This window comes from Microbacterium ureisolvens (assembly GCF_015278315.1).
Taxonomy (GTDB): domain Bacteria; phylum Actinomycetota; class Actinomycetes; order Actinomycetales; family Microbacteriaceae; genus Microbacterium; species Microbacterium ureisolvens.
The window spans coordinates 55,808-69,265 of sequence record NZ_JADIJE010000010.1; the positions used below are offsets into that span (position 1 = coordinate 55,808).

12 protein-coding genes and 2 tRNA genes are annotated in these 13,458 nt (G+C 70.1%); 11 read left to right on the forward strand and 3 right to left on the reverse strand.

The window, feature by feature from the left end:
• The first annotated feature begins 3 nt into the window (after positions 1-3).
• The 5 genes from IM767_RS15170 (at position 4) to IM767_RS15190 (ending at position 5,455) form a co-directional block, all read left to right on the forward strand.
• Positions 4-1,002 (forward strand): Fpg/Nei family DNA glycosylase, encoded by a 999-nt coding sequence (locus IM767_RS15170; protein ID WP_109211165.1) that lies wholly within the window; start codon positions 4-6, stop codon positions 1,000-1,002.
• A 121-nt stretch (positions 1,003-1,123) separates the two neighbouring features.
• Positions 1,124-1,765 (forward strand): FMN-binding negative transcriptional regulator, encoded by a 642-nt coding sequence (locus IM767_RS15175; RefSeq protein WP_194398900.1) that lies wholly within the window; start codon positions 1,124-1,126, stop codon positions 1,763-1,765.
• On the forward strand, positions 1,762-3,264 hold the full coding sequence (locus IM767_RS15180; RefSeq protein ID WP_109211166.1) for an amidohydrolase: 1,503 nt from the start codon (positions 1,762-1,764) through the stop codon (positions 3,262-3,264). The genes IM767_RS15175 and IM767_RS15180 overlap by 4 nt, the downstream gene beginning before the upstream one ends.
• Positions 3,265-3,374: 110 nt before the next feature.
• Positions 3,375-4,766 (forward strand): sensor histidine kinase, encoded by a 1,392-nt coding sequence (locus IM767_RS15185; RefSeq protein WP_109211167.1) that lies wholly within the window; start codon positions 3,375-3,377, stop codon positions 4,764-4,766.
• A 20-nt stretch (positions 4,767-4,786) separates the two neighbouring features.
• Entirely contained in the window at positions 4,787-5,455 is a 669-nt protein-coding gene (locus IM767_RS15190; protein WP_109211277.1) for a response regulator transcription factor, read from the forward strand.
• Between the two features lie 53 nt (positions 5,456-5,508).
• Here the strand turns inward: IM767_RS15190 and IM767_RS15195 are convergent, their stop codons facing one another.
• Positions 5,509-5,991 (reverse strand): Dps family protein, encoded by a 483-nt coding sequence (locus tag IM767_RS15195; protein ID WP_109211168.1) that lies wholly within the window; start codon positions 5,989-5,991, stop codon positions 5,509-5,511.
• Between the two features lie 165 nt (positions 5,992-6,156).
• Here IM767_RS15195 and IM767_RS15200 point away from each other — a divergent pair, with 165 nt between their 5' ends.
• Both IM767_RS15200 and IM767_RS15205 read left to right on the forward strand, forming a co-directional pair.
• Positions 6,157-8,304: an acyltransferase family protein gene (locus IM767_RS15200; protein ID WP_109211169.1), complete on the forward strand. Its 2,148-nt coding sequence runs from the start codon at positions 6,157-6,159 to the stop codon at positions 8,302-8,304.
• On the forward strand, positions 8,301-8,840 hold the full coding sequence (locus IM767_RS15205; protein ID WP_109211170.1) for a gamma carbonic anhydrase family protein: 540 nt from the start codon (positions 8,301-8,303) through the stop codon (positions 8,838-8,840). The genes IM767_RS15200 and IM767_RS15205 overlap by 4 nt, the downstream gene beginning before the upstream one ends.
• Positions 8,841-8,876: 36 nt before the next feature.
• Here the strand turns inward: IM767_RS15205 and IM767_RS15210 are convergent, their stop codons facing one another.
• Both IM767_RS15210 and IM767_RS15215 read right to left on the reverse strand, forming a co-directional pair.
• The gene (locus IM767_RS15210; RefSeq protein WP_109211171.1) at positions 8,877-9,779 is read right to left on the reverse strand and encodes an alpha/beta fold hydrolase; all 903 of its coding nucleotides are present in this window, start codon (positions 9,777-9,779) and stop codon (positions 8,877-8,879) included.
• A gap of 107 nt (positions 9,780-9,886) precedes the next feature.
• A tRNA-Gly gene (locus IM767_RS15215) sits at positions 9,887-9,960 on the reverse strand.
• A gap of 183 nt (positions 9,961-10,143) precedes the next feature.
• Between IM767_RS15215 and IM767_RS15220 the strand changes: the two genes are divergently transcribed.
• The 4 genes from IM767_RS15220 (at position 10,144) to IM767_RS15235 (ending at position 13,269) form a co-directional block, all read left to right on the forward strand.
• Positions 10,144-10,217, forward strand: a tRNA-Pro gene (locus IM767_RS15220).
• Positions 10,218-10,300: 83 nt separating this feature from the next.
• Positions 10,301-11,812 (forward strand): trigger factor, encoded by a 1,512-nt coding sequence (gene tig, locus IM767_RS15225; RefSeq protein ID WP_194398904.1) that lies wholly within the window; start codon positions 10,301-10,303, stop codon positions 11,810-11,812.
• Between the two features lie 165 nt (positions 11,813-11,977).
• A complete protein-coding gene (locus IM767_RS15230) occupies positions 11,978-12,568 on the forward strand; it encodes an ATP-dependent Clp protease proteolytic subunit (protein WP_109211173.1) in 591 nt (196 codons plus the stop codon).
• A 29-nt stretch (positions 12,569-12,597) separates the two neighbouring features.
• A complete protein-coding gene (locus IM767_RS15235) occupies positions 12,598-13,269 on the forward strand; it encodes an ATP-dependent Clp protease proteolytic subunit (protein WP_109211174.1) in 672 nt (223 codons plus the stop codon).
• Positions 13,270-13,458: the final 189 nt, after the last annotated feature.

Genomic DNA, 13,458 nt, shown 5'->3' on the forward strand with positions numbered 1-13,458 from the left:
TCGATGCCCGAGGGCCATTCCGTCCACCGCATCTCTCGCCAGTTCGACCGCAACTTCGTCGGCCGCCCCGTCTCGGCGTCGAGCCCCCAGGGCCGGTTCGTCGAGGGCGCCGCGGTGATCAGCGGCCGCACGGCGACGGCCGTGCGGGCGGTGGGCAAGCAGATGTTCCTCGAGTTCGACGACGACCTGTGGCTGCGGGTGCATCTGGGCATGTACGGCGCGTGGGATTTCGCCGGCGAGATCGTCGTCGACCCGACGATCGCGTCGGCCAACGGTCGCATGGGACAGACCAACCAGCGGGGCACCGACCTCGAGGCGCCCATCCTCGACGCCGCGGGGGAGAACTCGCTCACCTCGATCGGCGCGCCGCGTCGCACCCGCGTGCACGTGCGCATGTCGGAGCAGACCACCGGACTCGCCGACGACGGCGAGGAGTGGCCCCCGCCGGTCGTCGGCCAGGTGCGCCTGCGCCTGCTCACCGAGGCGACGTGCGCAGATCTGCGTGGTCCGACCGCGTGCGAGCTGCAGACCCCCGACGAGGTCGCGGCGACGATCGCCAAGCTCGGCCCCGACCCCCTCGTCGACGACGTCGCCGAGGGCGAGGAGCGGTTCACCGCGGTCGTCCGTCGGAAGCCCACCCCGATCGGCCTCCTGCTGATGGACCAGAACGTCGTCAGCGGCATCGGCAACGTGTACCGCGCCGAGCTGCTGTTCCGCGCTCGCCAGAACCCGCACACTCCCGGCCGCGAGGTGCGCGAAGAGGTCGTGCGCGACATCTGGCGAGACTGGGTGAGGCTGCTGTCCATCGGCGTCGAGACCGGTCAGATGATGACGATGGACGACCTGGATCCCGATGCGTACCGCAAGGCCATGGCCAGCCGCGACGACCGCCACTGGGTCTACCACCGCGCGGGCCTCCCGTGCCGGGTGTGCGGCACCGAGATCATCGTCGAAGAGGCCGCGGGGCGCAAGCTCTACTGGTGCCCCTTCTGCCAGGCCTGAGCCTCTCGATCTCTGATCGCGCGCGTTGCTCGTGGCAGCGGCGAAGGCAGCCGGTTCGGCGATCCGAAGCGGGAGCGACAGGTGTGCGCGGCCATGACGGCAGGCTCGTAGGCTGGGTTCCGTGCGCCAGAACCCGAGCTTCGCGATGTCCGATGTCGGCGAGATCCGCCGGCTCATCGAGCAGAATCCGTGGGTGACGATCGTCAGCTCCGCAGAGGCCGGGCTGGTCGCATCGCACTACGCGGTGCTGCTCGATCCCGACCGCGACGACCTGACGATCGTCGGTCACGTGGGCAAGCCCGACGATCTCATCCACGGACTGGGCGAGCGCGAACTCCTCGTCGTGGTGCAAGGACCGCACGGGTACATCTCGCCGGGCTGGTACGGCGACACCCAGAGCGTGCCGACCTGGAACTTCGTCTCGGCGCACCTGAGCGGGATTCCGGAGCTGCTCAGCGCGGAGGAGAACCTCGAGGTGCTCGAGCGGCTCGTCGCTCGGTTCGAGAGCGGGATGCCGCAGCCCCGCCTGATGTGGGAGCCGCCGAACGATCCCGAATTCGTGCGACGGCTGGAACGCGGCACGGTCGGCTTCCGCCTCACGCCCACCAAGGTGGTCGGCAAGCGCAAGCTCAGCCAGAACAAGTCGGACGAGATCGTCGAGACCGTCATCGGCGGACTCGAGGCGGGTGCGAGCCCGTACGCCGATCCTCGTCTGCCCGCAGAGATGCGCCGCGACCTCGAGACGCGGAAGGCCGCCCGGTGACGCCGGCGCGCGGCGACGAACCCGACGTCCTCGCGAACGCCCGCCTCACCGGCTCGGACCGCACCGACCCGTTCGGCTCCGAGCCGGTCGACGTGCACCTCGCCGACGGCATCGTCGTCGACATCGCCCCCGCCGGCGCGCTGCCGCGCCGCGGCCGGGTGCTCGACGCGGACGGCGGGTGGGTGATCCCCGGCCTCTGGGACCACCACGTGCACACCGTGCAGTGGGCGCTGTCGGCCCAGCGTGTCGCGCTCGGCGGTGCCGCATCGGCGGCGGAGGCGGCCTCCCTGATGGGCGGCGCGGCGGCTCTTCCCGACGGCCGGCGCGTGGGCGGCGGATTCCGCGACGCATTCTGGCCCGACGCTCCCGAGCTCTCCGTCCTGGACGCCGCCACGGGGGACGTGCCCACCTACCTCATCAACGCCGACGTGCACAGCGTCTGGCTCAATTCCGCCGCGCTGCGCCGCGAGGGCTTCGAGCCGGACGCCACCGGCATGCTGCGAGAGGAGCCCGCCTTCGAGATCTCCCGGCGCCTCAACGCCGTCGACTCGTCGGTGTCGGACCCGCTCGTGGCGCGGATGGCGCAGGATGCCGCCTCGCGCGGGGTCGTCGGCCTGGTCGACCTCGACATGTCGTGGAACGAGGACGCCTGGGTGCGGCGGCTCGGGGCGGGGTTCGATGCGCTGCGCGTCTCGTTCGGCATCTACCCGCAGTACTTCGACCGCGCCGTCGCCGAAGGGCTGCAGACCGGCGACATCCGGGGCGCGACCTCCGATCTCGTGCGGGTCGGGCCCCTCAAGGTGATCACCGACGGCTCGCTGGGGACCCGCACCGCGGCCACTTCGCAGTCGTATCCCGGTGACCCGCACAACCACGGACTGCTCACCGTCGACCTCGCGACGCTCGTCGACCTGATGAGCCGCGCGACCGCGGCCGGAATCGCCTCCGCGATCCATGCGATCGGCGACGTGGCGAACTCGCATGCGCTCGACGCCTTCGCCGCGACCGGCGCGTGGGGCACCATCGAGCACGCGCAGCTCGTGGCGCACGCCGACATCCCGAGGTTCGCACGTCTGGGAGTCGGGGCCAGCGTCCAGCCCGAGCACGCCCTGGACGACCGTGACCTCACCGACACCGTGTGGGCCGGCCAGACCGCCCAGCCGTACCCGCTGCGGGCACTCGCCGACACCGGCGCGAACCTGCTGCTCGGCTCGGACGCGCCTGTCGCGCCGCTGGATCCGTGGGCCGCGATGGCGGCGGCGGTCTTCCGCACGCGCGACGGGCGCGAGCCGTGGCAGCCGCAGCAGCGGATCGACGCGGCGACCGCGCTCGGGGCGTCGACCCGCGGCGGCTCCGAGGAGCCCGCGAGGATCCAGCCGGGCGACGTGGCCGACCTGGCGATCTGCGACCACGACCCGCTCACCGCCGACGATGCGGCGCTGCGCGGCATGCGCGTGGCGGCGACGCTCATCGCCGGCCGGCTGACGCACGTCGCCTAGCCTCCACCGTCGGGCGGGGGTCTGCCCCCGTACCGGTTCGGGAGGGGAGGGGATGCCGCGGCCACGGTCTCGGCGCGAGGCTGGGATCATGACATCCGAGGGAGACGCCGATGACCGCCACCACTGAACCGGCCCCGCTGCAGCCCATCGCCGCGCGACCGGCCGGCGCCGGCTTCTGGGGGTCCTACGGCCGCGCCTGGGCGCGTACGCCCGGCAGCGCGCTCTACCTCCTCGCGGTCTTCGTCCTCGCCATGATCTCGGTGAGCCTGCTCGCGTCGCTGTTCTGGACCGGTGTGGGACTGCTGATCATCTTCGTCGGCCTGCCCCTGGTGGTGCTCTCGCTCCTCATCGCGCGCGGCTTCGGCGTCGCCGACAGGTTCCTCCTGCTGCTGACCGGTCTTCCCGAGATCGCGGAGCCGGAGTGGAATCGTGACACGCCCGACGCGACCGGGTTCTGGGTGACTCTCACCAGGCCGATCCGCAACGCGCACTACTGGGTCTACCTCGTCCACGGCATGATCGTGAGCCCGATCATCAGCACCATCTCGTTCGTGCTGACCGTCGTGTGGCTCAGCGTCGGACTCGGCGGACTGACGTACTGGTTCTGGGGTGTCTTCCTGCCTCGTGGCGACGGCGGCGCTTGGGGGCATTACGTCGCCGATGCCCTGCCGTGGCTCTTCGGCGGCTGGTCGGGCTGGGCCGTCGAGGTCGCGCTCTACCTCATCGCAGGCATCGTGTTCACGATCACGATGCCGTGGGTGCTGGGCGGACTCGCGCGCGGCCATCACGCGGTCGCCCGGGGCATGCTCGGCCGGTGGAGCTCAGACGAGCTCGCCGCCGAGGTGCGGGCCGAGGCGGCCGCGCGCGGCGCGGCCGTGCACGCCGAGGACGTCGCCCTGCGACGGCTCGAGCGCGACATCCACGATGGACCGCAGCAGCGCCTGGTGCGGCTGCAGATGGACCTCGCCGCGCTGGAACGGCGAGCGGCGGCGGGCGACACGGATGCCGCCGCCGAGCTCGCCCGCGACGCGCGCGGCCACGCGAAGGCGGCGCTCGACGAGCTGCGTGCCCTCTCGAGCGGCGTCGCTCCGCCCCTGCTCCAGGACCGCGGCCTCGCCGCGGCCCTCGACGCCCTGGCCACCGGGTCGCCGCTGTGGGTGCAGGTCGAGGTGGACCCCGCGATCGACCGCGCCGTCAGCCAGGAGGTCGCGCGCACCGTCTACTTCGTCGTCGCCGAGCTCATGACCAACGCCGTCAAGCACTCCGGCGCGACGGGTGTCACCCTCCGCGTCACTCTCCGGCGAACCCCTGCCGGTGCGCCCACTCATCTGGACGTCTGGGTCGTCGACAACGGCCGCGGCGGCGCCGCGATCACTTCGGGTCACGGCCTCGAGGGACTGCGGGAGCGTGTCGCGGGCCTGCGCGGGGTGCTGGTCGTGACGAGCCCTGTCGGCGGGCCGACATCCGTCGGGGCGCACATCCCGCTCGGAGGGACGCCGTGACCGATCCCTATCCTGAGGGGATGACCGCCGCCTCCGATTCCGCACCGCTCCGCGTCGTCCTGTTCGAGGACTCCGTCCTCCTGCGCGAGGGGCTCGTCCGGCTGTTCGACGAGGCCGGCTACGTCACGGCGGGTGCGTGGGGCGACGCCGACGACGTGGTCGCCCGAGTCCGCGAGGCGCGCGCCGATGTGGCGATCCTCGATGTGCGTCTGCCGCCGGGATTCCGCGACGAGGGGATCCGTGCCGCGCTGGCCGTCCGCGCCGCGCTGCCGGCGGTCGGCATCCTCGTGCTCAGCCAGTACGTCGAGGGCGTGTACGCCCGCGAGCTCCTCGCCGGGGGCGAGGGCGGTGTCGGCTACCTCCTCAAGGACCGCGTCACATCGTTGGAGGAGTTCACCGACGCCGTCCGCCGCGTCCGCGAGCGGGGCACGGTGCTCGACCCGCTGGTCGTGCAGGGACTGCTCTCAGCGCGACCTGATCCGCTGGCCACCCTCACGCCGCGCGAGCGCGACGTCCTCACGCTCATGGCGGAGGGGCGCAGCAACGCGAGCATCGCCGAGCGGCTGTTCATCGGCGTCGGCGCGGTCGAGAAGAACATCAGCGCCATCTTCGCGAAGCTCGGCCTCGAGGAGTCGGGAACCGAACACCGTCGCGTCCTCGCCGTGCTGGCGTTCCTGCAGCACCCGTGAGACGACGAAGACCCCCGGGATCACCGGGGGTCTTCGCATTCAGGCTTCGGAGCTCACTCCGCCAGGTGTGCGAAGAGGAACCAGCGGTCCTTCTCAAGCGACTCCTTGATGCCGATCGCGATGTCCTGGCTGGTGAGGTCGAACTCGTCGAGGCCGTCGATGGCCGCCTGGACATCCGCGATGACGGCGTCCATGTCGGTGATCACGTTGCGGATGAGCGCGTCCCACTGCGTGAAGCCGGCGGGGACGGCGGTCGCCGTCTTCTGCGCGACGGTGCCGACGCGGGCATCGACCGGAAGACCCAGGGCGACGATGCGCTCGGCGGCCTGATCGGCGCCGTCCTGCGCGTGTGCCACGACCGAGTCGAGAAGCTCGTGGATCGCGATGAAGTTCGCACCGCGCACGTTCCAGTGCGCCTGCTTGCCGTTCACGGCCAGGGCCTGCAGGCCCAGGACGACGGGGGTGAGGAACTGCGCCGTCGCGGCGGCGACGTCGGGGTTCGCTGCGGTTGCGGGGGTGGTCTGGGTGTTCGTCATGTCTCGCCTCCATCTCTCGGAGGGGCGCTCAGCTCGGCGTTCGTCCTCCAGTGACTGCAACGCTACTCAGCACGAGTCATTCCGCAAGCAAGAGAAGGCTGGGCTAAACCGGGAATCGGCAGGGTCGGTGCGGGGAAGGCCGGCGACAGCGGCTAACGTCGATAGGTGCCTTCCGCCGATCACGACCTCGGACCGCAGCATCTGGGCGATCCCGCCAAGACCGTGACCCGCGAGCCTCGCGACCGTTCACCCGAGCACGCCGAGCCCTCACGCTTCCTCCCGCATGTCCAGGGACTGCGCGCGATCGCCGTGCTGTGCGTGGTGCTGTACCACTTCTGGCCGGGGCGCGTCTCGGGCGGCTACATCGGCGTCGACATCTTCTTCGTGATCTCGGGCTTCCTCATCACGGCCCACCTGATGCGCGAGCTCATCGCGACGGGCACCGTGAAACTGGGGCAGTTCTGGGCCCGGCGCGCGCGACGCCTGCTGCCGGCATCCCTTCTCGTTCTGGTCTTCTGCGCGCTCGTCGTGATGTCGCCGTACCTCATGCCCACCTCCGCGCTGCCGAACGAGGTGCGCGAGATCCTGGCGTCGACGTTCTACGTCGAGAACTGGTACCTGGCGCTGAACTCCGCCGACTATCTGAACCACGGCGGTTCGCCCACGACCGTCCAGCACTATTGGTCGCTGTCGCTGGAAGAGCAGTTCTACGTGATGTGGCCGCTCATCATGCTGCTGGCCGCCTGGATCGGGGTGAAGTGGTTCCGGGGTGCGCGGCGACGCGCCATCCTGGTGGCGCTGGGCGCCGTGACGGTCGTGTCGTTCGCGTTCTGCGTGTGGTTCACCATCACGAACCCCGCCCCGGCGTACTTCGTCACGTTCGGGCGGATGTGGCAGTTCGGCGTCGGCGCGATGATCGCACTGGTGCCGATGCTGCGGATCCGCAACGCGATCGGGAGCTTCATCCTCGGGTGGGGCGGCATCCTGCTGCTCGTCTACGTCACGTTCACGTTCGACGCGCAGACCCCGTTCCCCGGGTACATGGCGGCGCTTCCCACCCTGGGCGCGGCTGCGATCATCGCCGCCTCGAACGCCGAGCGGTGGTGGTACCCCACCCGCATCCTCGCCATCCGCCCGGCGCAGTTCGTCGGCGACATCTCGTACTCGCTCTACCTGTGGCACTGGCCGCTCATCATCATCGCGCCGTCCGTGCCGTTCTGGGGGCTGACGATCTACCACCGGGTCGCGCTCCTCGTTCTCTGCTTCGTGCTGGCATGGCTCACGAAGCGCTTCGTCGAAGACCCGGTCCGAGGCTGGAAGGTGCTCACCGGGCGGCCGGCTCGCGTGACGCTGTGGTCCTCGCTGGCGGCGATGATCGTCGTCGCGCTCGTCGCCGCGGCGGCCTGGTTCGTGAACGCACCCCTGTACAACCAGGGCACCCGAGACATCGCGCAGCTCCAGCAGGATCCTCCCGATTGCTTCGGCGCGGCATCCGTGCTCGATCCTTCCTGCGCGGACGTGGACTTCGGCGACACGATCCTTCCCGCGCCGGGATTCGCGGGCATCGACCGTCCGGAGGATTCGCAGTGCTTCGTGCAGCTGACCGACTCGCGGCCGGTCTCGTGCAACTTCGGGTCCGACGACGCCGACGCGCCCCGGGTCGCGCTCATCGGCGACAGCCACGCGTATCAGCTGTTGCCCACGTTCCAGCGCATGGCCGATGAGAACGGCTGGCAGCTGGTGACCTGGTTCAAGGGCGCCTGCCCCTGGAACACGACGCCGCTGTCCACCCCGGGCGCCTTCGGCGCCGCGTGCACCGAGTGGCGCGAGCGCGTGCAGCGGGCGATCGACGACGCCGATCTCGATGCCGTGTTCACCGCGGCCATCGCGACCACTCCCTACTCTTCGGCCGGCTACGACTCGGCGCACGACGCGGCGGTCGCCGGCTACCGCGACGCCTGGAGCACCGTGACCGACCGCGGCATCCCGGTGATCACGGTGGTCGACAACCCGGTGTGGGAGTCCGATCCCAACAAGTGCCTGCGCACGCGCGACGCCTCCGAATGCGACGGCGCCCGCTCCGACGTCCTGGTGGCGGACGATCCGCTGCGGGATGCGGCATCCGGTGCCGATTCGGTGACCCTGCTCGACTTCACCGACGTGTTCTGCGGCGCCGAGACGTGCGCTCCCGTCGTCGGCGGCGCGAACGTCTACCGCGACCAGGACCACCTCACGGTGACGTTCGCCGACACCCTCGCTCCGTGGTACACCGAGGCAATCCAGGCGGCGCTCGCCAATAGAGTCGGATCATGACGGTCGCACCCGGAGCCTCGGTCCTCAGCGCGGCGGGCAGAACCCCGAAGCTCGACCCGACGTCGTTCGTCGCCGCCGGCGCGCGCATCGTCGGCGGCGTGACCCTGGGTCCCGGGGCGAGCGTCTGGTACAACGCGGTGCTCCGCGCCGACGGCGACACCATCACCGTCGGCGCCCGCAGCAACCTGCAGGACAACGTCTCCGTCCACGTCGACGCCGGAAAGCCCGTCGTGATCGGGGAGGACGTGTCGGTCGGCCACAATGCCGTCGTGCACGGGTGCACCATCGGCGACGGGTCGCTCGTCGGCATGGGCGCGGTCGTGCTGAACGGGGCGAGGATCGGATCCGGATGCCTCGTCGCCGGCGGTGCGGTCGTGCTCGAGGGCTCCGAGATCCCAGATGGGTCACTGGTCGCGGGCGTGCCCGCGAAGGTCCGCCGCGAGCTGACGCCCGAGGAGCGGGAGGGACTGCTGCGCAACGCGGAGCATTACCTCGCGCACATCGACGAGCACATGGACGCGAGGCCCGTCGACTGACGGCGGCGCATCCGCGGACAGAGCCGGAGGCATGAGTCAGGCCTTCGGCGGAGGGTGGTGCCTGCCGCGGTGCACCTCGTAGAGCCGCACGTGACCGGGCCAGGACGGGTCGTTGTCGATCGGCTTGTCATCCATGAAGAGGCGGATCACGTGCGCGAGCTGCCCCGGGTGGCTGAAGTTGATCGCGTGCGCGGCGCCCTCCAGCAGCACGACCAGGACGTGGCTGTCGGTCTGACTGGCGATCTCGCTCACGCGATGCGCGTGGGGCAGCAGCGGGTCCCGCTCACCCAGGACGACGAGGGTCGGGATGTGCAGCTCGAGCAGCCGCTGCAGCGACGGGTACTGGGTGAGCGAGCGGAACATCCGCATCGTGCTCGGCACGCCGAACCGCACGTAGTCGGGCACGGCAACGCGGGCCATCCGCGTGGGCTCCCGCGGCGCATCGACGGAGAGCTGGCGGATCGCTCGTCGCAGCGGCTGATTGAACACGCCGCCCGCCGGCGAGACGAGCACCGCGCGGTCGATGCGATCGGGGTAGGTGTGCGCGGTCTCGATGATGACCGGGCATCCCATGGAGTTGCCCACCAGCGTCGCCTTCTCGACGCCGCGGTCGTCGAGGAAGTCGACGGCGGCCCGAGCCAGGTCGGGGATGTCGAGCATGTCGCGGCGCTTGCCGCTGCGACCGAACCCCGGCAGATCGGGCACGAAGGTGTGGAAGTCGTCGGCGAGCTTCTCCGCGGTCGGCAGGAGGTACCGCCCTGACAGCCCGAAGCCGTGCACGTGGACCATGACGCGGGGATCGCGCGGCGGATCGGGCGACTCCCGGTAGAACACGTCGACGTCGTCGATGCGGGTCCACTTCTCGGTCAGGCTCGACGCCGGTCGGCGCGGCAGCTTCCTCGGCTGCGCCGGATCCGTGCTCGATCCCCGCTTGCTCATCGCGCCTCCCCACGGCCGGCAACAATTCCGTGCTCAGTCTGCCGCGCCGTGAACCCGGGCAACAGGAGGGGGAGGAGCGAGCCGCAGAGGTGCGGCCGAGAGGGGTGTGGAGGGGATGACGGGAATCGAACCCGCACCATCAGTTTGGAAGACTGAGGCTCTACCATTGAGCTACATCCCCGTGCGCCCGCGGACGGGCACCGGTCAATCGTAGTACATCGCGCCGACCGTGCCGTTCCGACCCGCCGGCCGCCCGAGACGCCGGCCCCGACATCGAGCGCATCCGGGTGCGCAGATACGTTCCTGGCTGGTCGGCTAGACTTCTCGGGGCCGAAATGCGCGCACACACGTGTGCGGACCCGCCCGGGGCGTAGCTCAGCTTGGTAGAGCGCCCGCTTTGGGAGCGGGAGGCCGCAGGTTCAAATCCTGTCGCCCCGACGTCAGGCCCTGATGAATTCCGACCCCAGACCTTGTACCGCCGCGTCCTCGCGCGGTCCGATAGAGGAGAAGTAACAGGCATGGTGAACAGCACCGTCGAGAAGCTCAGCCCGACCCGGGTGAAGCTCCACATCACGGTCAGCCCCGACGAGCTCAAGCCGTCGATCAAGCACGCGTACGAGCACATCGCGCAGGACGTGCAGATCCCCGGCTTCCGCAAGGGCAAGGTGCCCGCGCCCATCATCGACCAGCGCATCGGCCGCGTCGCGGTGCTCGAGCACGCCGTCAGCGAGGGTCTCGACAACTTCTACCGCGAGGCCGTCGCCGCCAACGAGCTGCGCGTGCTGGGCCGTCCGTCGGCCGAGGTCACCGAGTGGCCGAACGAGAAGGACTTCTCGGGCGACCTCGAGGTCGAGGTCGAGGTCGATGTGCGTCCCGAGTTCGACCTGCCGGCCTTCGAGGGCACGACCGTCGAGGTCGACGCCATCGAGGTCGACGAGGCCGCCATCGACGCCGAGCTCGACCGCCTGCGCGGCCGCTTCGGCACGCTCGTGACGGTCGACCGTCCCGCCGCGAACGGCGACTTCGTCGAGCTCGACCTGGTCGCGACGATCGACGGCGCCGAGATCGACCGCGCCGACGGCGTGTCGTACGAGGTCGGCTCCGGCGAGCTGCTCGAGGGCATCGACGAGGCCATCGACTCGCTCACCGCCGGTGAGGACACCACCTTCCGCTCGAAGCTGGTCGGCGGCGACCACGCCGGCGAAGAAGCTGAGGTCTCCGTCACCGTCAAGGCCGTCAAGGAGCGCGAGCTGCCCGAGGCCGACGACGACTTCGCGCAGATCGCGAGCGAGTTCGACACCATCGCCGAGCTGCGCGACAGCCTCAAGGAGCGCGTCGGTCAGCAGGGTGCGTTCACGCAGGGCTCGGCCGCGCGCGACAAGCTCATCGAGACCCTGCTCGCACAGGTCGAGATCCCCGTTCCGCCGCAGCTGATCGAGGACGAGGTCCACAACCACCTCGAGGGCGAGGGCCGCCTCGAGGACGACGTGCACCGCGCCGAGGTCGCCGAGGCCAGCGAGAAGCAGTTCAAGACGCAGATGCTGCTCGACAAGATCGCCGAGACGGTCAACGTGCAGGTGTCGCAGGACGAGCTGACCCAGTACCTCGTGCAGTCGGCCGCCCAGTACGGCATGGCCCCGCAGGAGTTCGTCAACGCGCTGCAGGAGGGCAACCAGCTCCCCGCGATGATCGGCGAGGTCGCCCGCAACAAGGCGCTCGCCGTCGCCCTCGGCAAGGTCACCGTCGTCGACACCAACGGCGACCCGGTCGACCTGAGCGGCTTCGTCGCCACCGAGGACGAGGAAGAGGTCGTGGAGGAGGCGGAGGAGATCGCGGATGCCGCGGCCGACGCCGACGCCGTGATCGAGGCCGAGGAGGCCGAGAAGCCCGCGAAGAAGGCCCCCGCGCGCAAGCCCGCCGCGAAGAAGGCGGCGGCCGCCGACGCCGACGAGGCTCCCGCCGAGAAGAAGGCTCCGGCCAAGAAGGCGCCCGCGAAGAAGGCTCCGGCCAAGAAGGCCGCCGACGCCGAGTGACCTTGGACAGGCCTGCATCGCGCAGTGACCGATGAACGCGAGAGGACGGATGCCGCGGCATCCGTCCTCTTGCGTCTCGTGCCCGATCTGCCCAGGGCGAACACGGGCGGGTCGCTCGCGACGCGCCGGTAGATTCGATGGCGACCCAAGGAAACAGGAGTACAAATGGCCGAACCACTTGTCGCGACCAGCGTCTTCGACAGGCTGCTGAAGGACCGCATCATCTGGCTGGGGTCGGAGGTGCGTGACGAGAACGCCAACGAGATCTGCGCGAAGATCCTGCTTCTCGCCGCCGAGGACTCCGAGAAGGACATCTACCTCTACATCAACTCGCCCGGCGGCTCGATCACGGCCGGCATGGCGATCTACGACACGATGCAGTTCGTCCCGAACGACATCGTCACCGTCGGCATCGGCATGGCCGCGTCGATGGGCCAGCTGCTGCTGACCGCAGGAACCAAGGGCAAGCGCTACATCACGCCCAACGCCCGCGTGCTGCTCCACCAGCCGCACGGCGGCTTCGGCGGCACGGCGAGCGACATCCAGACGCAGGCGCAGCTCATCCTCGACATGAAGAAGCGTCTCGCCGAGATCACCGCGAAGCAGACCGGCAAGAGCGTCGAGCAGATCAACGCCGACGGTGACCGCGACCGCTGGTTCGGGGCCGAAGAGGCGCTCGAGTACGGCTTCGTCGACCACATCCGCGAGTCCGCGACGGACGTCATCGGCGGCGGCGGCACCGCCACCGACAGCTGAGGCCGAAGGCGAAAGAGAGAGAACCAGGAATGCAGACCCCCACCTTCGGTCAGGCGGCGCCCCAGGCGCTGCAGATGCCCGGCAGCCGCTACATCCTGCCGCAGTTCGAGGAGCGCACGGCCTACGGCTACAAGCGCCAGGACCCCTACAACAAGCTGTTCGAGGACCGCGTGATCTTCCTGGGCGTCCAGGTCGACGACGCCTCGGCGGACGATGTCATGGCGCAGCTGCTCGTGCTCGAGTCGCAGGACCCCGATCGCGACATCATCATGTACATCAACTCGCCCGGCGGCTCGTTCACGGCGATGACGGCGATCTACGACACCATGCAGTACGTGTCGCCGCAGATCCAGACGGTCGTGCTGGGACAGGCGGCCTCCGCGGCGGCCGTGCTGCTCGCGGCCGGCGCCCCGGGCAAGCGTCTCGCGCTGCCGAACGCCCGCATCCTGATCCACCAGCCCGCCATGGGCGAGGCCGGTCACGGGCAGGCGTCCGACATCGAGATCCAGGCGCAGGAGATCCTGCGCATGCGCACGTGGCTCGAGCAGACGCTGTCGAAGCACTCGAACAAGAGCGTCGAGGAGGTCAACAAGGACATCGACCGCGACAAGATCCTCTCCGCCGAGGAGAGCGTCGCGTACGGCCTCGTCGACCAGGTGCTCACCACTCGCAAGCGCGGCCAGCAGGCGCTGACGAAGTAGCGTCCGCGACGCCCCGGCGCCCCGCCTCCCGATCAACGGGCGGCGGGGCGCCGTCGTGTGCGCGGATGTTCCGCTCACGGCGAACCGCGGTCGTCCACAACGTGCGTCGCAATGCCGCCGCTTGTCGGCGTCAGCTATTAGGCTCGGAGAACAGCCGGGGGGCGAGTCCCCTCGATGTCACGAGGAGGA